Here is a 20873-nt window from a genome sequence, read left to right on the forward strand (position 1 = left end):
TACCGTTGCGTTACTGCTGGAGTAACGTAACCACGGAGGCGAATTCTAGAGATTTTCGTCGCGGCGTCAACACTTATTTCCCGAATTTTCTGCGATCGGTGCAAATTTGGGCGTGCAAGGTGTAATTTGACCGGTTTGCGCTGAAAGGGAGGCCGGCGAACGCCGGCCCCGGCGGTTATCGACGGCTCTGTTCCAGTGCTGCCCGGTCGAGAATGGCGGAGTACACCTTGAATTTCCCGGTCTGGGCTACGACCTCATGACGACCGAATACGGCATCCAGCACCTGTGGATAGGGCAGGAAGGCGTTGGCGACGATGCGCAGCTCACCGCCCAGCTGCAGATGACTGACTGCGCCGCGGATCAGCGTCTGTGCTGCCAGCAGGCTGGTCTGTACGCCGTCATGAAATGGCGGGTTAGAGATGATCAGATCGAAGCGGCCGCTGATATCTGAGAAGACATTGCTGGCGAGTATCTCGCCGTCGATCTCATTCTGCGCCAGCGTTTGTCGGCTGGCGGTCAGGGCGGCGGCGTTGACATCGCTCAGGGTGAGCGTGGTCTCCGGCGACATGCGGGTAATGGCGGCGGATAACACCCCGGCGCCGCAGCCGACGTCCAATACCCGTCCTTTCAGTCCATGGGGCAGAGAGGAGAGCAGCAGGTGGCTGCCAATGTCCAGCCCGTCGCGGCTGAATACGCCCGGCAGCGTGGCGATGCGCAGACTGCCGGTGTCATAGGACATCCACCAGTCGTTCAGATCGAAGTGGGGCGGCTGGGCCAGAAGACCGTGGTACAGGCCGCAGCGGCGGGCGCTGTCTATCTTATTCAGCGTCAGCATGCCGGACGCCATCTCTTCGGCGCTGCGGACGCCGGCGCGGTTCTCACCGACGATAAACACGTCGCAGCCGGCCGGCAACTGCGCGAGTAGTTGAGTCAGCTGGAACAGCGCCTCCGGCTTACTCTTGGGCCAGAAGTAGATCAGGGTATCAATGCCGGCGGCGAATTCTGCCGAGATGGTCAGAGAGAACAGGCAGCGATCGCCCATGGCGGTATGCAGCGCCTGCCAGTGGTGGTACTGGGTGGTGTGAGCGCGGACTTCCACGGCGTTAAATTGCGCGGGCAGCGTATCCTGCAGATCGCCGGCGAACAGGACGCGGCGTGGCTCAAACTCTTCGCGATGGCGAAGTACAACTTCGCTGGCCGGGGTAAAAGCGGACATGGCACAAAACTCCTCAATAGGCTGACCGGTGATTATAGAGCTTTCACCGACGTTCTGAAACGCGCCATTCACCGTAGTGCAGGCGATCCGCTGCACGGTGCGATGGTGCCGTTGCGATGGGTTTGTTAGCATAGTAGTGCAGACAGATATCACTGGATTTCGGCGCCGTGGCGGCGCATAACAGACAGAGGCAGTATGACTTCGCGACGCGATCAACTTTTACAGCAGCTGGGGATAACCCAATGGGTCCTGCGTCGCCCGGCGCTACTGCGTGGCGAGATCGCCATTACGCTGTCGGCGCAGACACGGCTGCTTATTGTGTCTGAGGTTCCCCTGTCGCCGGATGATCTGTTACTGTGCGACATTCTACGCGCGCTGTCGCTGGCGGCGGAGCAGGCGGTGATCCTGACGCCGGAGCAGTACGAGATGCTCGGCGATCGCCAGCGTTACCTGTGTTGGTGGCTGGGGGAGCCCGCCTCCTCTGAGGCTTGCCTCCGCTCTCCGGCGCTCAGTGCGCTTTACCATAACCCCGGTGCCAAGCGCGCCCTGTGGCAGCAAATTTGTCATGAGCAACACCATTTCTTCCCTGATCCCGGCGGACACTGATGCCGCCTATGCCGTGGAGTGCGCCAGTCACGCATTTCCTTGGACTCACAGCACCTTTCTCAGCAATCAGGGCGAGCGTTACTATAACCTGAAGCTGGAATCTCAGGGGCAGCTGGCCGCCTTTGCCATTACGCAGGTGGTGCTGGATGAGGCGACGCTGTTCAACGTTGCCGTCGCTCCCGCCTATCAGCGTCAGGGGCTGGGGCGTACGCTGTTGCAGCGCCTGATCGACGATCTGACCGAGCGTGGCGTGATGACGCTGTGGCTGGAGGTGCGGGACTCCAACCGGGCCGCCATCGCGCTGTATCATGCGCTGGGGTTCAGTGAGGTATCGCTGCGGCGCAACTACTACCCGACCGCGGACGGGCGTGAAGATGCCCGCATCATGGCGCTGCCGTTGGGGTAGCCGTCTTTTTTGTGCGCCCGCGGCGCGATGGAATCTCTCCTGCCTGCGGCAGGGCGCCTGAAATTGCGCGTTGTCTAACCTGAATAAATCAGGGAAAATGGCGCGCTGATTACCCATTTACGCCTGTGTTGCCCGCCGATGGACGCCGTTTGCGCGCGTCCGCGGGCAGGGCAGCTCAATACAGAATAGAAAATCATGTCGCCAAGTGAATACGCCCGCGAAGTCGCCAAACGGCGCACCTTTGCCATTATTTCTCACCCGGATGCCGGTAAAACCACCATCACCGAAAAGGTGCTGCTGTTCGGACAGGCGATCCAGGTCGCCGGAACGGTAAAAGGCCGCGGCTCCAGCCAGCATGCCAAGTCAGACTGGATGGAGATGGAGAAACAGCGCGGTATCTCCATTACCACCTCAGTGATGCAGTTTCCGTATCATGACTGCCTGGTCAACCTGCTGGATACCCCGGGGCACGAGGATTTCTCCGAGGATACCTACCGGACCCTGACGGCGGTGGACTGTTGCCTGATGGTGATCGATGCGGCTAAGGGGGTCGAGGATCGTACCCGCAAGCTGATGGAGGTCACCCGCCTGCGCGATACGCCGATCCTGACCTTTATGAACAAACTCGACCGTGATATCCGCGATCCGATGGAGCTGCTGGATGAGGTAGAGAGCGAGCTGAGGATCGCCTGTGCGCCGATCACCTGGCCTATCGGCTGCGGTAAGCTGTTCAAGGGGGTCTACCATCTGTATAAGGATGAAACCTACCTGTATCAAAGCGGTAAGGGCCATACCATCCAAGAGGTTCGGGTGATTAAGGGGCTGGATAACCCACTGTTGGATACCGCGGTGGGCGAGGACCTGGCGGCTCAGCTGCGCGAGGAGCTGGAGCTGGTACAGGGGGCGTCTACCGAGTTTGAAGAGGAGGCCTTCCTCAACGGCCAGCTGACGCCGGTCTTCTTCGGGACCGCGCTGGGTAACTTCGGCGTGGATCATATGCTGGACGGTCTGGTGGCCTGGGCGCCGGCACCGATGCCGCGGATGACCGATGTGCGCAAGGTCAGCGCCGACGAAGAAAAATTCAGCGGCTTTGTGTTTAAGATTCAGGCCAACATGGATCCGAAGCACCGCGACCGCGTTGCCTTCATGCGCGTAGTCTCCGGCCGCTATGACAAGGGGATGAAGCTGCGCCAGGTTCGCACCGGTAAAGATGTGGTGATCGCCGACGCGTTGACCTTTATGGCTGGCGATCGTGCCCATGTCGAGGAGGCCTACCCGGGCGATATCATCGGTCTGCATAACCACGGTACCATTCAGATCGGCGATACCTTCACCCAGGGCGAGGAGATGAAGTTCACCGGGATCCCCAACTTTGCCCCGGAACTGTTCCGCCGCATCCGTCTGCGCGATCCGCTTAAGCAGAAGCAGCTGTTGAAAGGGCTGGTGCAGCTGTCGGAAGAGGGGGCTGTACAGGTCTTCCGTCCGGTGGCCAATAACGATCTGATCGTCGGCGCGGTCGGCGTGCTGCAGTTTGACGTGGTAGTGGCCCGCCTGAAGAGCGAATATAACGTTGAGGCGATCTACGAGTCGGTTAACGTGTCTACCGCGCGCTGGGTTGAATGTGACGATGTCAAGAAGTTCGATGAGTTTCAGCGTAAGAACGAGCTGCACCTGGCGCTGGACGGTGGTGATAACCTGGCCTATATCGCCCCGACCATGGTGAACCTGAACCTGACCCAGGAGCGTTATCCTGAGGTACGCTTCCGTAAGACGCGCGAACACTGATCGGTCTTGCCCTTTTTTGGGGCATTGGTGGGGTGATCGCGGCGGGCCGAAAGGCCCGCCGTCTTATTTGTGCGGCTCTGTCCGTTAAAGCGGACAGAATGATAATATTTCCCCTTTGCGCTGGACTTATCCCGAGACCTTATCCAAGGTATGCTTAATCTAAGTGGATCACCCGGTTTGGCGGGGCGATATACCGGCTGAGCGCGTTGTCATGAGGTTGTAGCGTGGGATACAGAATACCGATTACGCTGGGCAATATTGAGCCCCTGGCCTATAAACCCTACCATCCGGGTCGCATTGCGCTGGTATGCGAGGGCGGCGGGCAGCGGGGTATTTTTACCGCCGGGGTGCTGGATGAGTTTCTGCGTGCGCGCTTCAACCCCTTCGATCTCTATTTGGGAACCTCCGCCGGTGCCCAGAATCTATCGGCTTTTGTCTGTGGTCAGGCTGGCTATGCCCGACGCGTGATCACCCGCTATACCACCCGCAGCGAGTTTTTTAACCCACTGCGCTTTGTTCGTGGTGGACACCTTATTGATCTGGATTGGTTGGTGGACTGTACTCACCACGATATGCCGCTGGCCTTCGATCGCGCCGAGCGTATGCTGGGGCAGCAGCGCCAGTTTTATATGGTCGCCAGCCGTAGCGATGATTTTGGCGCGGCCTATTTTCCGGCGCAGCGCGATAGCTGGCTGCAGGTGATCAAGGCCAGCAGCGCAATCCCTGGCTTTTACCGCAGCGGGGTGGAGCTGAACGGCGTGGTCTATCAGGACGGCGGCATCGCAGACGCCGTACCGGTGCGCGAGGCATACCGGCTGGGTGCCGATACCATTGTGGTGATACGTACCGTGCCGTCTCAGATGTTCTATACGCCCCGCTGGGTGAAGCGTATGGAGTCGCTGTTCAGCGAGAGCAGTCTGCAGCAGATGGTGCGGATGATGCAGCGCCATGAGAAGAGCTATCGTCGCACCCAGCGTTTTATTGAGCAGCCGCCGGGACGTCTGCGTATCTTTGAGATTTATCCTCCCAAGCCGTTGGCGAGTCATGCCTTGGGCAGTACGGTAGCATCGCTGAACACGGATTACCATCTGGGACGGCGCTGCGCCCGCTATTTTCTGGCGGCCGTTGGGCACTGGCTGCTGCCGCGAGACCTGCCGGCGCATGCCCATGGTCCAACGAGGCCGTCTGCACTGCCGCTGGTGCACGGAACAGCGGGAGAGAAGCGGTGATTGTTGCGGGGCTGATCGACACCCACTGCCATTTTGACTTTGCCCCCTTCTGCGGCGATGAGGTGGCAAGCCTGCGCCGCGCCCGGGCGGCGGGAATCGGCGATATCATTGTGCCCAGCATCGATGCTACCCGTTTTGCGCAGGTGCTGGCGCTGGCCCATCGCTATCCGGTGCTGCATGCGGCGCTGGGATTGCATCCGCTGTACATCGAGCATCACCGGGATACGGATATTGCGGTGCTGGATACGCTGCTGGCTCAGGCCGATCCTGCTGTGGTCGCACTGGGTGAGATCGGGTTGGATCACTACGGTGACGTCTGCCAGCCGGCGCGTCAGCTGAGCCTGCTGCAGGATCAACTGACCCTGGCCCAGCGCTACGATCTGCCGGTGATCCTGCATTCACGCCGTAGCCACGATCTGCTGGCGAAGACGCTGCGTCAGCGGCGGTTAACGCGTACCGGCGTGGTGCACGGGTTTGCCGGCAGTCTGGCCCAGGCGCAGGCCTTCGTGCGTCTGGGGTATGCGATTGGCGTCGGCGGTACGATTACTTACGCCCGGGCGGGTAAGACCCGCGCCGCGGTGGCGGCGCTGCCGCTGGAGGCGCTGCTGCTGGAGACCGACGCGCCGGATATGCCGTTGTCCGGTTACCAGGGGGCGCCCAACCGCCCGGAGCAGCTGCCGCGGGTATTTGCGGCCCTGTGCGCACTGCGCAGTGAAACGCCTGCGCAGATAGCCCAGGCGCTGTATGACAACACGCACCGCCTATTTCACTTCCCCCCGCGCGCCTGACGCGCTCCAAATCGACGGTTTTTCTCTCGCGTAAACGATTAAATGATGTGATGTGCATCACTATTTAACAATTTAAATTACTTCAAGTTGTATAAATTTGTGAGCAATGCGCGCAAACATCGCGGGTGCCCCGTTATAATCCGCCCGCCGGCGATGGACCCCTCCTGCTTTTTGCCTGGCACCAGGAGACGGCTTGCGCTATTGGGCGTGTAAGCCTTATTAAGACTCACACAACAGGGATAATAACCATGCAACTTTTAATGGGTGTTGTGGGAATGGTCACGCTGATCCTGCTCGGCGTACTGCTTTCCAACAACCGTCGTGCCATTAGGATACGTACTGTGGCCGGCGCCTTCGTCGTTCAGGTATGCCTTGGCGCCTTTGTTCTTTATGTGCCCGCTGGCCGCGATATGCTGGGCGCAATGTCTGCCGGTGTAGCAAACGTTATCGCCTATGGTAATCAGGGCATTTCGTTCATGTTTGGCGGGCTGGTATCCGACAAGATGTTTGAGCTGTTCGGTGGCGGCGGGTTTATCTTCGCTCTGCGCGTGCTGCCGGTGATCGTCTTCTTTTCGTCACTGATTGCCGTGCTTTACTATCTGGGGATCATGCAGCTGGTGATCCGCGTGCTGGGCGGCGCTCTGCACAAGCTGCTGGGCACCTCCCGTACCGAGTCGTTGTCGGCGACGGCCAATATTTTTGTTGGCCAGACCGAAGCGCCGCTGGTGGTACGTCCCTATATCGCCACTATGACCCAGTCTGAACTGTTTGCGGTCATGTGCGGTGGTCTGGCCTCCGTTGCCGGTTCGGTGCTGGCCGGCTATGCCCAGATGGGCGTACCGCTGGAGTATCTGATTGCCGCCTCCTTTATGGCAGCACCGGGCGGTCTGCTGTTTGCCAAGCTGATCGTGCCGGAAACTGAACAGACCCACGATCGTGAAGATGCTACCGCGCTGGTGGCGGCAGAGGATCGTCCGGCCAACGTGATTGACGCCGCCGCTTCCGGTGCGGCCTCTGGTCTGCAGCTGGCGTTGAACGTCGGTGCGATGCTGCTGGCATTTATTGCCCTGATCGCGCTGCTGAATGGCATGCTGGGCGGGATTGGTGGTTGGTTTAACTACCCGCAGCTCTCGATGGAGCTGATCCTGGGCTGGGTATTCTCCCCGATCGCCTTCCTGATCGGTGTGCCCTGGAGTGAGGCGCAGATCGCCGGTTCTTTCATCGGGCAGAAGCTGATCGTTAACGAGTTCGTCGCCTATATGAACTTCGGTGAATATCTGAGGGCGGATGCTGAGGTCACCGCGGCAGGTATGCAGGTGCTTTCCGGCCATACCAAGGCGATCATCTCTTTTGCGCTGTGCGGCTTTGCCAACCTTTCGTCGGTGGCGATCCTGCTGGGCGGGCTGGGCAGTATGGCACCGAAGCGTCGTCATGAGATTGCCCGCTTCGGCCTGCGTGCCGTCGCGGCAGGAACCCTCTCCAACCTGATGAGCGCCACCATCGCCGGGTTCTTCCTGGCGCTGTAATCCTGCACTGTACAAGGTGGTCACGCGCCCTTGCCGTCCTTGGCCTGGGCGCGTTTTTATAGGTAGAGCGCCGGGCGGATCACTGCGCCGACGCCGCGGGCCTCCAGCGCCTGAGCCACCTGTTCGATATCGGCCTTTGTGGCGGTTAGCCATGCTGATGCCGGGCCATAAACGCCGTGATGATGGAAGGCATTCAGGCGGACGGGCACATCGTCCAACAACAGGATAAATTCGGCCAGCGCATCGATGTGGGCCAGGTAGTCGCTGTGCTGCGGGATCACCAGCAGGCGGAGCTCCGCCAGGCGTCGCCGCTGTGCCAGCCAGAGAATACTGTGCAGAATGCGCCGATTGCCGCGCCCGGTCAGCCAGCGGTGGCGCTCGTCGCCCCAGGCCTTGAGATCGACCATCACGCCGTCGCACCACGGTATTAGCCGTGTCCAGCCTGGTTCTGACAATTCACCATTGCTGTCGACCAGACAGTCGAGCGCCTGTAACCCCGGATCGCGGCGTATCGCCTGAAACAGCGCCAGCAGGAAAGGGAGCTGCAGCGTCGCCTCTCCCCCGCTGACGGTGATCCCCTTGATAAACGCAGCCTGACGGCGTAGCTGCATCAGCACATCGTCGACGCTGAGAGAGAGTGCCATGGGGTTCGCCTGACGTGGGCAGCCCTGCAGACAGGTATCGCACTGTCGGCAGGAGAGTGCATCCCAGAGAATCTTTCCCGCCTGCAGCGACAGCGCCTGATGCGGACAGGCCGCTACACATTGTGCACAGTCGTCGCAGCGGCCAATGGTATAGGGGTTATGGCAGCCGCGGCAGCGCAGGTTGCAGCCCTGCAGGAACAGCACCAGACGGATGCCCGGTCCATCCACGCAGGAGAAGGGCAGTAGCTTACTGACTAAAGCGCGTCTGTTGTTCATGGCTTATCATGCGCGCCCGGCGCTCCAGCATACCCGTATTGCGTGCCGCCTCTTCCGCCAGCCTGGTGGTGTTCAGCCGCGAGCCCTCCTGTCCATAGCGCGCCAGATCGGACAGGCGCACCATATAGCCGGTTACCCGCACCAGATCGTTGCCGCTGACGTTGGCCGTGAATTCACGCATCCCGGCGGAGAACGCGCCGAGGCACAGTTGCATCAGGGCCTGTGGGTTGCTTTTCACCGTGGGATCGAGGGTCAGAATGTCACTGATCCCAGCGGGATAATAGGCGTGGTGCGGCGCGACGGCCATCAGATGGCCGACCGGATCCGGCTCGCAGCCATAGGGAAGGTGGGCACCGGGCGTCGTGCCCCGATCGCTGCTGTCAGGCATGGGGGAGCGGGGTCGCGCGGACAAACGCATCCAGCCAGACGCTGATCCGATAGCCTAAGGCGTTGGCCGTCTCATCCTGACCGTAGCGGGCGGCGCTGCCGCTCTGCTGACACAGAATATCGACCGCCTCTGCTAGGGCAAAGATGCCGAACATCGGCACAAAACGTTGGGCGTCGATCAGCCCTCCATGCACCAGGAAGCTCTGGCTGAAGAAATGGGAACGGGTAAACAGAAAGTCGCTGCGGGCGCGGAGAATCTCGGTCTGGCGTCGGCAGTAGTCAGGCAGGGTGCGGGTAAAAAAGTCCTCCTCCCCCTGGCTGCGCAGGGCCACCTCTTTCAGGTTCAGACGGACCAGGGTGCTGCCGCCGCCACCCAGCGGCAGTACGTTGTAGCAGCTTACGATGCCATATCCGCCCGCTGTGAAAATATTATCATGCAGCGGCGCGTTGGCGATGTGCGGTTTACTGCAGGTGCAGATGTTTTCAATGGCCTGCTGCAGGCGCTCTGTAGGCGTGATATCAGGGTGATAGAGGAAGGTCAGGTTGGGGACGACCTGAGCCAGCTCAACGTCCGCGCGTAAAAACAGACGTGTTAGGATGTTATCTGACGGCCCCAGGTTTGCGTGCATAAAGGCATCGGGAAAAGTGCGATCCAGATAACGCCAAAAGCGTTTTATGCGGATATATAATTCTTCTTCTGTTAAAATTCCAACATACGGAAGCAATAGTTGGTCTAAATACCCCAAAAACACCGGCATAGATGTGACGGATGGGACATGGTGATACAGAATGGTCAACATGGAGAGTGCATCGTCAAAATCCTGTGCCGGCCCAAGTTCCAGCCACTCAGAGCCGTTGGCCAAGAAGCGGGTGTAGTCCGGTAGTACATAGCGGGGCTTATAGGGCGCATGACCTTCAAACATATCGCAGATGACGCCCTCGTCCAGCGCCCGGCGAGCGGCTTCCGGTAGAGTTGGATAGGGCAGATCGTTCTCTGCTTCCAGCGCGAGAAAGTGGCGTTTTTGCAGGGCGGAGAGATGGGGATCGCAGGCGATAGCCATACATCGTTGGGGTAGAGCATTAGCAGAGATTTCAGGCATGATCGGTGTCCATGGCGATGAGAGTGATGATCAGGATGAGCGTAGGGCTGTGTCCTGTAACGGCATGAGATCCCGGTGTCGTGCCTGCGGGGTTACCGGCAGCCAGCGGGGGATAGGTCAGTGTAATGCCGTGGCTTGCGTGCATTTGCGCGTTAGCGTCGGTTTCGTTAATAGTCATGATTTAGCCATGATTTATATGTGATATAAATCACCAATAAACACCAAGTGTTACATTCTGATTTTTATTCAATGTGACGTTGAACACAAATATGACGGAGGTTTTGTGTTCAAATCATCACACCAAAAGGGCTTTGTGCGGTGAGATGGACCTCAGTGACATACCGGTGTGGCCGGCTGTCTCTTCAGGGAACCAAGTCCGCTCGCCAACGTGTGGGATCGCTTTACGGCGCAGGCCGTTAAAACCTCCGTCCCGTTTTTTTGATTGAACCGGCATGGGCCGTGTTCAGCCAGTTGGAGAGTATTATGACCGAGTTACAAATCGCCGCTCAGCGCGCACTGCGCCTGATGGATCTGACTACCCTGAATGACAACGATACCGATGAGAAAGTGATCGCTCTGTGTCATCAGGCCAAAAGCCCGGCGGGTGATACCGCTGCGGTGTGCATCTATCCCCGTTTTATCCCCATCGCCCGTAAAACCCTGCGTGAACAGGGTACGCCGGATGTACGCATTGCGACGGTGACCAACTTCCCGCACGGCAACGATGATATCGAGATCGCGCTGGTGGAAACCCGGGCGGCGATCGCCTACGGAGCGGATGAGGTGGATGTGGTCTTCCCGTACCGTGCCCTGATGGCGGGTAACGAGCAGGTGGGCTTCGATCTGGTGAAAGCCTGTAAAGAGGCCTGCGCCGCCGCCAATGTATTGCTGAAAGTGATTATTGAAACCGGTGAGTTGAAAGACGCTGCGCTGATCCGTAAGGCGTCTGAAATTTCAATTAAGGCCGGGGCAGACTTTATTAAGACCTCGACCGGTAAGGTGCCGGTTAACGCCACGCTGGAGAGCGCTGAACTCATGATGAGCGTGATCCGCGATATGGGGGTGGCGAAGCGCGTGGGCTTCAAGCCGGCCGGTGGTGTGCGTACGGCGGAGGATGCAGCGCAGTATCTGGCGCTGGCCGATCGTCTGCTGGGGGAAGGATGGGCCGACAGCCGTCACTTCCGCTTTGGCGCCTCCAGCCTGTTGGCTAGCCTGCTGCAGACTTTAGGCTATGACGCCAAGGGCACCGGCAGCAGCTACTGATATAGGCACAGGCCGCCTGCAGGCGGTCTGGCTGACGCCAAAGGCATTTACCTCTAACGGATCGCGCCGACGATCTTGGCCTAACAATCAGTTTAACAGGGGGTTACCTTGTTTCTGGCTCAAGAAATTATCCGCAAAAAGCGCGACGGCCGTGCGCTGAGCGAAGAAGAGATTCGCTTTTTCATCAATGGGATCCGGGATAACACGATCTCCGAGGGGCAGATCGCCGCGCTGGCGATGACGATCTTTTTCCACGACATGTCCATGCCGGAGCGCGTGGCGCTGACCATGGCGATGCGGGACTCCGGTACTGTGCTGGACTGGAACTCCCTGAATCTGAACGGGCCGATTGTTGATAAACATTCGACCGGCGGCGTGGGAGACGTTACCTCTCTGATGCTGGGGCCGATGGTCGCCGCCTGCGGTGGCTATGTGCCGATGATTTCCGGTCGCGGCCTCGGGCATACCGGTGGCACGCTGGATAAGTTAGAATCGATCCCTGGATTCGATATTTTCCCGGATGACAGCCGTTTTCGCAGCATTATTGCCGATATCGGCGTCGCCATTATCGGACAGACCAGCTCGCTGGCGCCGGCGGATAAGCGTTTTTACGCGACGCGCGATATCACTGCGACGGTAGACTCTATTCCTCTGATCACCGCCTCCATTCTGGCCAAGAAGCTGGCCGAAGGGCTGGATGCGCTGGTGATGGATGTGAAGGTTGGCTCTGGCGCCTTTATGCCGACGTTCGAGCTGTCTGAGGCGCTGGCGCAGGCGATCGTTGGTGTAGCCAACGGCGCAGGCTGTCGAACCACGGCGCTGCTGACCGACATGAATCAGGTACTGGCCTCCAGCGCCGGTAATGCACTGGAAGTGCGCGAGGCAGTACAGTTCCTGACGGGCAAGGCGCGCAATCCACGTCTGTTCGAGGTGACCATGGCGCTGTGCGTCGAGATGCTGATTTCCGGTAAACTGGCCGCAGATCAGACGGAGGCCCGCAGTAAACTGCAGGCGGTGCTCGACAACGGTAGAGCTGCAGAGATCTTTGGCCGGATGGTGGCGGCGCAGGGCGGTCCGCGAGACTTCGTTGAGCGCTATGACCACTATTTGCCACAGGCAGTGCTGTGTAAACCGGTATTTGCCGAACAAGCTGGTATTATCACAGCAATGGACACCCGGGCGCTGGGGATGTCCGTTGTCGGGTTGGGCGGTGGTCGCCGTCAGGCCAGCGATAGCATTGATTACAGCGTAGGGCTAACCGATATGGTTCGTCTGGGTGATTCGGTCGATGGACAACGCCCGCTGGCTGTGGTTCATGCCCGTGATGAAGCGAGCTGGCAGCAGGCCGCCGAGGCGGTGCGTGCCGCGGTGACGCTGGGTGGGTGTGTACCTGAGCCGACGCCGGTGGTGTATCGCCGTATCACTCAGTAAGGGTTACGCCAATACCAAACCGAGTCTGATGATTTTGGCCCGTTCGCGCCGTCCCCATGACGCCGTTCGGGCGCTTGGCGCGCAAGCGCGGGAGAGTAAGATGAAACGTGCATTTATCATGGTACTGGATTCCTTTGGCATCGGTGAGGCCAAGGATGCAAAAAGCTTTGGCGACGAAGGCGCCGATACCCTGGGTCATATTGCCCGTGCCTGTGCACGCGGGGAAGCTGACATCGGGCGCCAAGGGCCGCTGCATCTGCCGAACCTGAGCCGTCTGGGGCTGGGTAAAGCTGCATTGGAGTCGACCGGCCGTTTCCCGGAAGGCTTGGATGAAAACGCTGAGGTTATCGGCGCCTATGGTTATGCCAACGAACTCTCCTCTGGTAAAGATACGCCGTCAGGCCACTGGGAAATCGCCGGCGTCCCGGTGCTGTTTGACTGGGGGTATTTCCACGAGCATCAGAACAGCTTCCCGCAGGCACTGTTGGATACGCTGGTCGAGCGCGCCAACCTGCCGGGCTACCTGGGCAACTGCCACTCGTCCGGCACAGTGATCCTCGATCAGCTGGGCGAAGAGCATATGAAGAGCGGCAAGCCGATTTTTTATACCTCCGCAGACTCGGTATTCCAGATCGCCTGCCACGAAGAGACATTCGGGCTGGAAAGACTGTATGAATTGTGCGAGATTGCGCGCGATGAACTGAACAAGGGCGGCTATAACATCGGACGCGTTATCGCCCGGCCGTTCGTCGGCGACAAAGCCGGTCACTTCCAGCGTACCGGTAACCGCCATGATCTCGCGGTAGAGCCGCCGGCACCGACCATGCTGAAGAAGCTGGTGGATGAAAAGCAGGGTGACGTGGTGTCCATCGGGAAAATTGCCGATATTTATGCCAACGTTGGCATCACCAAAAAAGTGAAGGCGACCGGTATCGATGCGCTGTTTGACGCCACGCTGCAGGAGATGCGTCAGGCGGGGAATGACACCATTGTCTTTACTAACTTCGTCGATTTTGACTCCTCGTATGGCCACCGCCGCGATGTGGCCGGCTATGCCGCCGCGCTGGAGCTGTTCGACCGCCGTTTGCCGGAGATGCTGGCGCTGGTTAAAGAGGATGATATCCTGATCCTCACCGCGGATCACGGCTGCGATCCGACCTGGCATGGCAGCGATCATACCCGCGAACATATTCCGGTGCTGGTCTATGGGCCGAAAGTGAAGCCGGGCTCCCTGGGTGAGCGCGATACTTTCGCCGATATTGGCCAGACCGTCGCCCGTTATTTTGGGCTGTCACCGATGGCTTACGGTAAGCCGATGTTCTGATTGTCAGCGCCATCCATGAGGATGGCGCTTTCTTGTCTATTGCGTTAAGAGAGAAGGATTAAAGTTATGGCTACGCCGCATATTAATGCCGAAATGGGTGATTTTGCCGATGTTGTCCTGATGCCGGGCGATCCGCTGCGTGCGAAACACATTGCAGAAACCTTTTTGCAGGATGTCCGCCAGGTCAACAACGTGCGCGGCATGCTGGGGTTCACCGGGACCTATAAGGGCCGTAAGATCTCTGTTATGGGCCATGGCATGGGGATCCCCTCCTGCTCCATCTATGCCAAAGAGCTGATCACCGACTTCGGCGTGAAGAAAATCATCCGCGTCGGTTCCTGCGGTGCTGTCAGTATGGATGTGAAGCTGCGTGACGTGGTGATCGGCATGGGCGCCTGCACCGACTCTAAAGTGAACCGTCTGCGCTTTAAAGACAACGATTTTGCCGCCATCGCCGACTTCGATATGGTGCGTAATGCGGCCGATGCCGCCAAGGCTAAGGGGATCGATGCCCGCGTGGGCAATCTGTTCTCCGCCGATCTGTTCTACTCTCCGGATCCGACCATGTTCGACGTGATGGAGAAATATGGCATTCTGGGTGTAGAGATGGAAGCCGCCGGGATCTACGGCGTCGCCGCGGAGTTTGGCGTGAAGGCGTTGACCATCTGCACTGTGTCTGACCATATCCGTACCCACGAGCAGACCACGGCCGCGGAGCGTCAGACGACGTTCAACGACATGATCGAAATCGCGCTGGAGTCTGTACTGCTGGGTGACTAGGAGCAGGCATAATACATAGCACGTTCGCCGCGGGCGTAAGGGGGATCCTTGGGGTCCCCTTTATTATTTGGTGCAGCGATAGGTAATACCGTCATCGTTGTTTCCGCCAGAGACTTGCCTATTTCCCCTAGACTCTTTATGTTTATTAGCGTGGTTAAATGTTAACGAATCGTGAGGGTGTAAGCATGCGTAAGAGCGTATTGGCATTAGCTGGTTTGGCGATGATGGCGGGCAGCGCCCTGGCACAGGCGGCCAGCGTAAGCGAAGATATGGGTATCATCAATCAAAGCTATCGGCAGGCGCAGCAGGCAACGACGGCGCAGGATTTTAAACAGGCGCTGACGGCGATGCGCGCGGCGGCGGCGGCGGCAAAGTCAGAGACCCCCAGCAAGCTGCAGGGACAGGCCTCTGACAGCGCTGACATGCAGGGTTATCGTCACGGTCTGGATCTATTGATCGGCCAGATAGACAAGGCGGAGAATCTGGCTGATGCGGGTCATCTGGATCAGGCTAAGGCCGAAGCGCAACAGATGCTGCAGACGCGTAATACCTACCATAAAAAATACCGCTAAATGGACGTACGTTGGGATGCTGTCGTGCGCCTGACACACTGGAGCGTGGCGCTGGGCTTTCTGTGTAACCGCCTGTATCTGACGGTGCCCGGTGGTACGCCGCACCAGCTCATTGGCCTGACGGTTGCCGGGCTGGTGCTGCTGCGCCTGCTGTGGGGCGTGACGTGGGCGCGTGGGGCGGCGCGTCTTTCGGCGTTTATTCCGACGCCAAGTGCGCTGATCCACCATCTGCATGAGCTGCGCACCCGTACGGTGCCGCCGGTGCTGCACCACAATCCGCTGGGGGCCCTCGGTATCTGGGCGACTTGGCTGCTGCTGTTGCTGATTGCACTGACGGGCTGGGGGCAGGGGACCGACCTGGTTTTTCGCTGGCCGGTGGACGTCTGGCATGTCTGGTTGGTCGATGCGCTGACGCTGGTGGTCTGCGTGCATATAGTGGCAGTATTTACGCTGTCGTTTTGGCTGCGGCGGAATCTGATTAACGCGATGCTGCCGGGGCGCCACGGCGGGGAGTAGGGCAGCCGTAAACGCCCGCTGCGGCGGGCGTAAGCCTTAGCGCAGTAGCTCGCCAGCTGCCACCGACTGGTACAGTAGTGCCAGCACTTTATCTGATTGCCGTAGCGGATCGCGTTACTGACGCGCAGTTCCAACCGAGCGGTGCCATCACGGACAGGCCGTCTCCGGCATTATCCTGCAGATAGTGGCACACCAGGGTATGGATATGTTCCTTATTGGTATTCAGATCGCGAAAGTGTACGCGAGCATGGTCACGATGTCGTCGGGAATTGCCACCGGTGCCAGCAGCTGGGCGTGATTAAGCGCTTCATTCACGGCGGGTTGAGTGGCAAAGGTCGGCCGAGCCAGCAGGTTGTCGAGGCGTCTAATTCATGGATGATAATAGCTGGTCGGGATATTGTTCTCTCCATGGTATGACGCATGGCTGCGTCCTGTCTCGTCACAAAAGAGAACCCTCACCGCTCCGATATGGGCCGTGAGGGTTATTTATAGTGCGAACATCGTAAGCCGATAGGATTTTTAAAAGAGAGCGGGCTCACAAATTGGGGAGCCCTCGGGCGGCATGGGCGCTCGGGGTTACTCTTCGTCGAAGCCGGCGTTGAACAGTGAGACGACGGCATCCAGCGCCTGGCGCTCGTCTGGGCCGGTGGCCTGAATCTCAATCTGTCCCCCCTGCGCGGAGTCGAGCATCAGCAGGGCTATCACGCTGTTGGCTTCGGCCTCGATGCCGTTTTCATTGCGCAGAATGACGTCGGCATCGAAGGTTTGCACCAGTTCGAACAGCTTCATGGCCGGGCGGGCATGCATACCCAGACGGTTTTTGATCTCTACGGTTTGCGTCACGCTCATGGGTAGCCTACTTGCGTTTTTCCAGGGTGCGGTGACGGGACTGCACGTTCTTGCCGCGCGAGCGGAAGTAGTCCGCCAGCTGCTCGGCGACATAGACCGAGCGGTGTTTACCGCCGGTGCAACCGATCGCGACCGTCAGGTAGCTACGGTTATTGTTCTCCAGCGCCGGTAGCCACTGCTCAAGGTAGCTGCGGGTCTGGTAGATAAAGTTGTGTACTTCAGTGTGGCGATCGAGGAACGCCGCCACCGGCTTATCCAGTCCGGTCATCGGACGCAGTTTGGGATCCCAGTGGGGATTGGGCAGGAAACGGACATCGAAAACATAGTCAGCGTCGATGGGAATACCGTGTTTAAAGCCGAAGGATTCGAATACCATGGTCAGTTCGCGCTCGCGCTTACCCAGCAGGCGGGCGCGCAGCATCTCCGCCAGCTCATGCACCGACATCTCCGACGTGTCGATGATGAGATCGGCGCGGGAGCGCAGCGGCTCCAGCAGCTCGTTCTCCTGATCGATGGCGTTCTCCAGCGACAGGTTTTTGCTCGACAGAGGATGCAGGCGACGGGTATCGCTGTAGCGGCGGATCAGCGTATTGCGATCGGCATCAAGGAACAACAGCTGCGGCGTAAAGCTCTCCGGCAGATGGTCCATTGCCGTCTCCAGCACCTCCGGCGACTCGGGCATGTTACGTACGTCAATGCTGACCGCCGCGGAGGTATCCCGGGTGGCCAACGTGCGCGCTAGCTCTGGCAGCAGCTCGACCGGTAGATTATCGACGCAGTAAAATCCCATATCCTCCAAGGCGCGTAGGGCTACAGATTTCCCTGAACCGGAACGGCCGCTGACAATCATCAGCACCATATCACCACTCCCCTGTTGTTATTGTTACGCGGGTCGGTATTACCTACCCCCCATCATACTATCAAGCCCGGATCATCAGCGATAGCTTCAGATCGGATCATTCGGTGATGATCTGGTACAGTCCTTCATCGCTTTGCGCCGCGCGCAGGCGGCGGCAAACGCCCTTATCTGAGAGCTTCTGGGCCATCAGCGATAGGGTTTGCAGGTGTGTTTTACACTGATCTGCCGGTACCAACAGGGCAAACAGCAGGTCGACTGGCTGATTGTCAATGGCATCGAAGTTAATAGGCTGATCGAGGTGAATAAAGACGGCGATGGCGCGCAGGGTGTCTTCTTCCAGCTTGCCATGGGGGATGGCGATCCCGTTGCCGATCCCGGTACTGCCCATGCGTTCCCGGGTCAGAATGGCGTCGAAGACGACCTGAGTCGGCAGGTTGAGCTGGGCGGCGGCCAGTTCGCTGATGATTTCCAGTACGCGCTTCTTACTGGCGCAATGGACGGCGTTGCGCGTGCATTCCGGAGTCAGCACGACGCTTAAGGGCATAGTTAAGTCATTACTCATGGTGTTTTTTCAAAAAGGCTGCTGTGTGCCGACGACGCGAAGCCCCTAAGGCTTAAACGGCCCACCTTTGCAGGGTAGGCCGCCGGTCGGTAGGCTGGCGTGCCAGCCATAGGGCAATGTTAATGTTGTTTCAGTTTGTCTTTATGCTTGTTTAACTGGCGGGCCAGTTTGTCTATCAGGACATCGATAGCGGCGTACATGTCTTCCTGTTGGGCGGAGGCGTGCAGCTCTCCTCCGTTGATAAACACGGTTGCTTCGGCGATATGATCGACCTTTTCAATACTGAGAGTGACGTTGACCTGATTGATTCGGTCAAAATACTGCCCAAGCTTGGCAAATTTCTCGCTGACAAACTGACGGATGGCGTCAGTAATTTCAAGATGGTGTCCAGTAATGTTGAGCTGCATCATGTCTTCCTTCTCGGTGTGTCACACCAGCTGTTTACGCTGGTTGGACGGTGGAATGAACAAAGACTCTCGGTATTTTGCAACGGTACGCCGGGCGACCATGATACCCTGATCCGCCAGCAGGGTGGTAAGTTTACTGTCGCTCAGAGGTTTCGCCGGATTTTCCGCCGCTATCAGTTTCTTCACCAGCGCCCGGATCGCCGTGGAGGAGGCTTCGCCGCCATTCTCGGTATTGACGTGGCTGGAGAAGAAATACTTCAGTTCAAAGATCCCCCGCGGACTGTGCAGAAACTTCTGCGTCGTCACGCGGGAAATCGTCGACTCATGCATCTCTACCTGCTGCGCGATGTCGGCCAGCACCATAGGCTTCATGGATTCTGCGCCGTGCTCGAAAAACGCCTGCTGCTGCTCGACGATGCAGCGGGATACCTTCAGCAGGGTATCGTTGCGGCTTTCCAGGCTTTTAATCAGCCATTTGGCCTCCTGCAGATTGCTGCGGATAAACTGGCTATCGCTGTCGCTGCGTGCCTGGTTGCCCAGTGCAGCGTAGCGTTGATTAATGTGCAGGCGTGGGACGCTGTCCTGATTGAGCTCGACCACCCAGCGACCCTGGCGCTTATGGACCAGCACGTCAGGGATAACATAGTCTGAGTCGCCGGTATTAATCGAGAGCCCTGGTCGTGGGTCGAGACTCTGAATGAGCTGCATCGCCTCCTTGAGCACCTCTTCCTTTAGCTTAGTCGAACGCATCAGATTTCGAAAATCGTGATTGCCCAGCAGATCGAGATGGCGATCGACAATGCTGTGTGCCTCGTTTAAATAGGGAGTGTCTGGCGCAAACTGTGAGAGCTGCACCAGCAGACAGTCCCGCAGGTCGCGTGCGGCAACGCCGATGGGATCGAAACGCTGAATGCGCTTTAAGACGGCCTCAACCTCCTCCGGTAGTGCGTGCTCATCGCCAAGACTCTCCAGAATCTCTTCCAGCGAGGCCGTGAGGTAGCCGGTGTCATCGACGGCATCCACGATGGCGGTCGCAATGGCCAAATCCATCTCGCTGAAGGGCGTAAGCTCGACCTGCCACATCAGGTAATCCTGTAGGGTTTGGGTCGTTTCGCCCTGAAAAACTGGCAGCTCGTCGTCGTGGTAGTCTGTTCCTGTTCCTGAGGGGGTGCCAGCGGTGTAAATTTCATCCCAGCTGGCGTCCAGCGGCAGCTCATCCGGCATTTCGCGCTGTTCCAGCGCATCGCGGGTATCAAGCGGCTCATCGTCATCGCGATCGCGTACGTCGGCTTCATCCTGTTGTCGTCCGTCGTCGGCGCTATCACCGTCGGCTTCGTCATTCGGCTCCAATTGTTCCAACAGCGGGTTACTTTCCAGCGCCTGCTGGATCTCTTGCTGTAGCTCCAGCGTAGAGAGCTGCAGCAGGCGGATAGCCTGCTGCAGCTGTGGCGTCATGGTCAGCTGCTGGCTGAGTCTGAGTTGCAAGCCTTGCTTCATAATCGCGCGTTCTGTTCCTTGATTGCTGACAGTGGTGGCCGGCGCCGCACAACGGGGGGTTGCCGGCGAAAAAACAAGAGTCGGCATGGCAAGGCGCCCTTGGCGGACATGACGCCTGGCCTATTTACAGCCGGAACTCCTCCCCCAGATAGACGCGTTTGACCTGCTCGTCGGCCAGTATCTCGTCGGGAGAGCCGTAGGCTATCAGATTACCCTGGCTGACGATGTAGGCCCGCTCGCACACGTCCAGTGTTTCACGCACGTTGTGGTCGGTTATCAGAACCCCGAGGCCACGATCGCGTAGGTGTTCGATAATTTTTTTGATATCGATAACGGAGATGGGATCAACTCCGGCAAAGGGCTCGTCCAGCAGAATAAACTTGGGATTGGCAGCCAGCGCGCGGGCTATCTCCACCCGGCGCCGTTCGCCGCCGGAGAGGGATTGCCCCAGGTTATCGCGCAGATGGGCGATATGGAACTCGTCCAACAGCTCATCGGCCCGATCGGCGCGCTGCTCTGCGTTGAGATCGTCGCGGATCTCCAGCACGGCCATCAGGTTATCATAAACGCTCAGGCGGCGGAAAATGGAGGCCTCCTGCGGTAGGTAGCCAATGCCGCGACGGGCGCGGGCGTGCAGTGGCAGTAGGCTGATATCATCGTCATCGATGATGATGCGCCCGGCATCGCGCGGCACGATACCGACCACCATGTAGAAGGTGGTGGTTTTCCCGGCGCCGTTCGGGCCGAGCAGGCCAACGATCTCGCCGGAGTTTACCGTCAGACTGACGTTCTCTACGACCCTGCGGCCCTTATAGGACTTGGCCAGGTTTTCCGCAATTAATCTTGCCAT

The 20873-nt window shown here is 58.7% G+C and carries 21 protein-coding genes and 1 pseudogene; 12 read left to right on the forward strand and 10 right to left on the reverse strand.

Going from position 1 to position 20873, the window contains the following annotated elements:
• Positions 1 to 175: 175 nt before the first annotated feature.
• The gene (gene rsmC / locus EIEH_RS09975; RefSeq protein WP_015869980.1) at positions 176 to 1216 is read right to left on the reverse strand and encodes a 16S rRNA (guanine(1207)-N(2))-methyltransferase RsmC; all 1041 of its coding nucleotides are present in this window, start codon (positions 1214 to 1216) and stop codon (positions 176 to 178) included.
• A 195-nt stretch (positions 1217 to 1411) separates the two neighbouring features.
• Between rsmC and EIEH_RS09980 the strand changes: the two genes are divergently transcribed.
• The 6 genes from EIEH_RS09980 to EIEH_RS10005 all read left to right on the forward strand — a co-directional run bounded on the left by EIEH_RS09980 (position 1412) and on the right by EIEH_RS10005 (position 7556).
• On the forward strand, positions 1412 to 1822 hold the full coding sequence (locus EIEH_RS09980) for a DNA polymerase III subunit psi (RefSeq protein ID WP_015869981.1): 411 nt from the start codon (positions 1412 to 1414) through the stop codon (positions 1820 to 1822).
• A complete protein-coding gene (rimI, locus tag EIEH_RS09985) occupies positions 1782 to 2228 on the forward strand; it encodes a ribosomal protein S18-alanine N-acetyltransferase (RefSeq protein ID WP_015869982.1) in 447 nt (148 codons plus the stop codon). The genes EIEH_RS09980 and rimI overlap by 41 nt, the downstream gene beginning before the upstream one ends.
• Positions 2229 to 2423: 195 nt before the next feature.
• On the forward strand, positions 2424 to 4013 hold the full coding sequence (gene prfC, locus EIEH_RS09990; RefSeq protein ID WP_015869983.1) for a peptide chain release factor 3: 1590 nt from the start codon (positions 2424 to 2426) through the stop codon (positions 4011 to 4013).
• Positions 4014 to 4237: 224 nt separating this feature from the next.
• On the forward strand, positions 4238 to 5242 hold the full coding sequence (locus EIEH_RS09995; RefSeq protein ID WP_015869984.1) for a patatin-like phospholipase family protein: 1005 nt from the start codon (positions 4238 to 4240) through the stop codon (positions 5240 to 5242).
• Positions 5242 to 6030 carry a TatD family hydrolase gene (locus EIEH_RS10000; protein ID WP_370447963.1) on the forward strand — a complete coding sequence of 263 codons (789 nt, stop codon included), beginning with the start codon at positions 5242 to 5244 and terminating at the stop codon, positions 6028 to 6030. Before EIEH_RS09995 ends, EIEH_RS10000 begins: the two co-directional genes overlap by 1 nt.
• Positions 6031 to 6290: 260 nt before the next feature.
• Positions 6291 to 7556 (forward strand): NupC/NupG family nucleoside CNT transporter, encoded by a 1266-nt coding sequence (locus tag EIEH_RS10005; RefSeq protein ID WP_172468375.1) that lies wholly within the window; start codon positions 6291 to 6293, stop codon positions 7554 to 7556.
• Between the two features lie 56 nt (positions 7557 to 7612).
• On the opposite strand, the gene EIEH_RS10010 is transcribed toward EIEH_RS10005, so the two are convergent.
• The 3 genes and pseudogenes from EIEH_RS10010 to EIEH_RS10020 form a co-directional block, all read right to left on the reverse strand.
• Positions 7613 to 8476, reverse strand: a complete 864-nt coding sequence (locus tag EIEH_RS10010; RefSeq protein ID WP_015869987.1) for a YjjW family glycine radical enzyme activase — start codon at positions 8474 to 8476, stop codon at positions 7613 to 7615.
• Positions 8448 to 9963: pseudogene (locus EIEH_RS10015) on the reverse strand (YjjI family glycine radical enzyme). The gene EIEH_RS10010 and the pseudogene EIEH_RS10015 overlap by 29 nt, the downstream one beginning before the upstream one ends.
• Positions 9956 to 10141 carry a hypothetical protein gene (locus EIEH_RS10020; protein WP_015869990.1) on the reverse strand — a complete coding sequence of 62 codons (186 nt, stop codon included), beginning with the start codon at positions 10139 to 10141 and terminating at the stop codon, positions 9956 to 9958. Before EIEH_RS10020 ends, EIEH_RS10015 begins: the two are co-directional and overlap by 8 nt.
• A 305-nt stretch (positions 10142 to 10446) precedes the next feature.
• Between EIEH_RS10020 and deoC the strand changes: the two genes are divergently transcribed.
• The 6 genes from deoC (at position 10447) to EIEH_RS10050 (ending at position 15849) form a co-directional block, all read left to right on the forward strand.
• Positions 10447 to 11226, forward strand: coding sequence for a deoxyribose-phosphate aldolase (gene deoC / locus EIEH_RS10025; protein ID WP_015869991.1), 780 nt, complete (start codon positions 10447 to 10449; stop codon positions 11224 to 11226).
• A 108-nt stretch (positions 11227 to 11334) separates the two neighbouring features.
• Positions 11335 to 12657: a thymidine phosphorylase gene (gene deoA, locus EIEH_RS10030; protein WP_015869992.1), complete on the forward strand. Its 1323-nt coding sequence runs from the start codon at positions 11335 to 11337 to the stop codon at positions 12655 to 12657.
• Positions 12658 to 12757: 100 nt separating this feature from the next.
• Positions 12758 to 13981, forward strand: coding sequence for a phosphopentomutase (gene deoB, locus EIEH_RS10035; RefSeq protein ID WP_015869993.1), 1224 nt, complete (start codon positions 12758 to 12760; stop codon positions 13979 to 13981).
• Between the two features lie 66 nt (positions 13982 to 14047).
• Positions 14048 to 14761: a purine-nucleoside phosphorylase gene (gene deoD, locus EIEH_RS10040; RefSeq protein WP_015869994.1), complete on the forward strand. Its 714-nt coding sequence runs from the start codon at positions 14048 to 14050 to the stop codon at positions 14759 to 14761.
• A gap of 185 nt (positions 14762 to 14946) precedes the next feature.
• On the forward strand, positions 14947 to 15333 hold the full coding sequence (cybC, locus tag EIEH_RS10045) for a cytochrome b562 (protein WP_015869995.1): 387 nt from the start codon (positions 14947 to 14949) through the stop codon (positions 15331 to 15333).
• The gene (locus tag EIEH_RS10050) at positions 15334 to 15849 is read left to right on the forward strand and encodes a cytochrome b/b6 domain-containing protein (protein ID WP_035609413.1); all 516 of its coding nucleotides are present in this window, start codon (positions 15334 to 15336) and stop codon (positions 15847 to 15849) included.
• Between the two features lie 576 nt (positions 15850 to 16425).
• On the opposite strand, the gene npr is transcribed toward EIEH_RS10050, so the two are convergent.
• The 6 genes from npr to lptB form a co-directional block, all read right to left on the reverse strand.
• Positions 16426 to 16698 carry a PTS phosphocarrier protein NPr gene (npr, locus tag EIEH_RS10055; RefSeq protein WP_012847365.1) on the reverse strand — a complete coding sequence of 91 codons (273 nt, stop codon included), beginning with the start codon at positions 16696 to 16698 and terminating at the stop codon, positions 16426 to 16428.
• 7 nt (positions 16699 to 16705) lie between these two features.
• Positions 16706 to 17557, reverse strand: a complete 852-nt coding sequence (gene rapZ, locus EIEH_RS10060) for an RNase adapter RapZ (RefSeq protein WP_015869998.1) — start codon at positions 17555 to 17557, stop codon at positions 16706 to 16708.
• A gap of 97 nt (positions 17558 to 17654) precedes the next feature.
• Positions 17655 to 18119 (reverse strand): PTS IIA-like nitrogen regulatory protein PtsN, encoded by a 465-nt coding sequence (gene ptsN / locus EIEH_RS10065; RefSeq protein WP_015869999.1) that lies wholly within the window; start codon positions 18117 to 18119, stop codon positions 17655 to 17657.
• 119 nt (positions 18120 to 18238) lie between these two features.
• Positions 18239 to 18526, reverse strand: a complete 288-nt coding sequence (gene hpf / locus EIEH_RS19380; protein WP_015870000.1) for a ribosome hibernation promoting factor — start codon at positions 18524 to 18526, stop codon at positions 18239 to 18241.
• Positions 18527 to 18547: 21 nt separating this feature from the next.
• Positions 18548 to 20023 carry an RNA polymerase factor sigma-54 gene (rpoN, locus tag EIEH_RS10075; protein WP_015870001.1) on the reverse strand — a complete coding sequence of 492 codons (1476 nt, stop codon included), beginning with the start codon at positions 20021 to 20023 and terminating at the stop codon, positions 18548 to 18550.
• A gap of 124 nt (positions 20024 to 20147) precedes the next feature.
• Complete coding sequence (gene lptB, locus EIEH_RS10080; RefSeq protein ID WP_015870002.1) at positions 20148 to 20873, reverse strand: LPS export ABC transporter ATP-binding protein; 726 nt, start codon at positions 20871 to 20873, stop codon at positions 20148 to 20150.

It is taken from the genome of Edwardsiella ictaluri ATCC 33202 (assembly GCF_000264785.1).
Taxonomy (GTDB): Bacteria; Pseudomonadota; Gammaproteobacteria; order Enterobacterales; family Enterobacteriaceae; genus Edwardsiella; species Edwardsiella ictaluri.

Coding starts and splice junctions, on each gene's coding strand:
- rsmC (WP_015869980.1), bottom strand. CDS start 1,216: ATGTCCGCTTTTACCCCGGCCAGCGAAGTTGTACTTCGCCATCGCGAA.
- EIEH_RS09980 (WP_015869981.1), top strand. CDS start 1,412: ATGACTTCGCGACGCGATCAACTTTTACAGCAGCTGGGGATAACCCAA.
- rimI (WP_015869982.1), top strand. CDS start 1,782: ATGAGCAACACCATTTCTTCCCTGATCCCGGCGGACACTGATGCCGCC.
- prfC (WP_015869983.1), top strand. CDS start 2,424: ATGTCGCCAAGTGAATACGCCCGCGAAGTCGCCAAACGGCGCACCTTT.
- EIEH_RS10005 (WP_172468375.1), top strand. CDS start 6,291: ATGGGTGTTGTGGGAATGGTCACGCTGATCCTGCTCGGCGTACTGCTT.
- EIEH_RS10010 (WP_015869987.1), bottom strand. CDS start 8,476: ATGAACAACAGACGCGCTTTAGTCAGTAAGCTACTGCCCTTCTCCTGC.
- EIEH_RS10020 (WP_015869990.1), bottom strand. CDS start 10,141: ATGACTATTAACGAAACCGACGCTAACGCGCAAATGCACGCAAGCCAC.
- deoC (WP_015869991.1), top strand. CDS start 10,447: ATGACCGAGTTACAAATCGCCGCTCAGCGCGCACTGCGCCTGATGGAT.
- deoB (WP_015869993.1), top strand. CDS start 12,758: ATGAAACGTGCATTTATCATGGTACTGGATTCCTTTGGCATCGGTGAG.
- deoD (WP_015869994.1), top strand. CDS start 14,048: ATGGCTACGCCGCATATTAATGCCGAAATGGGTGATTTTGCCGATGTT.
- cybC (WP_015869995.1), top strand. CDS start 14,947: ATGCGTAAGAGCGTATTGGCATTAGCTGGTTTGGCGATGATGGCGGGC.
- EIEH_RS10050 (WP_035609413.1), top strand. CDS start 15,334: ATGGACGTACGTTGGGATGCTGTCGTGCGCCTGACACACTGGAGCGTG.
- npr (WP_012847365.1), bottom strand. CDS start 16,698: ATGAGCGTGACGCAAACCGTAGAGATCAAAAACCGTCTGGGTATGCAT.
- rapZ (WP_015869998.1), bottom strand. CDS start 17,557: ATGGTGCTGATGATTGTCAGCGGCCGTTCCGGTTCAGGGAAATCTGTA.
- ptsN (WP_015869999.1), bottom strand. CDS start 18,119: ATGAGTAATGACTTAACTATGCCCTTAAGCGTCGTGCTGACTCCGGAA.
- hpf (WP_015870000.1), bottom strand. CDS start 18,526: ATGCAGCTCAACATTACTGGACACCATCTTGAAATTACTGACGCCATC.
- rpoN (WP_015870001.1), bottom strand. CDS start 20,023: ATGAAGCAAGGCTTGCAACTCAGACTCAGCCAGCAGCTGACCATGACG.
- lptB (WP_015870002.1), bottom strand. CDS start 20,873: ATGGCAAGATTAATTGCGGAAAACCTGGCCAAGTCCTATAAGGGCCGC.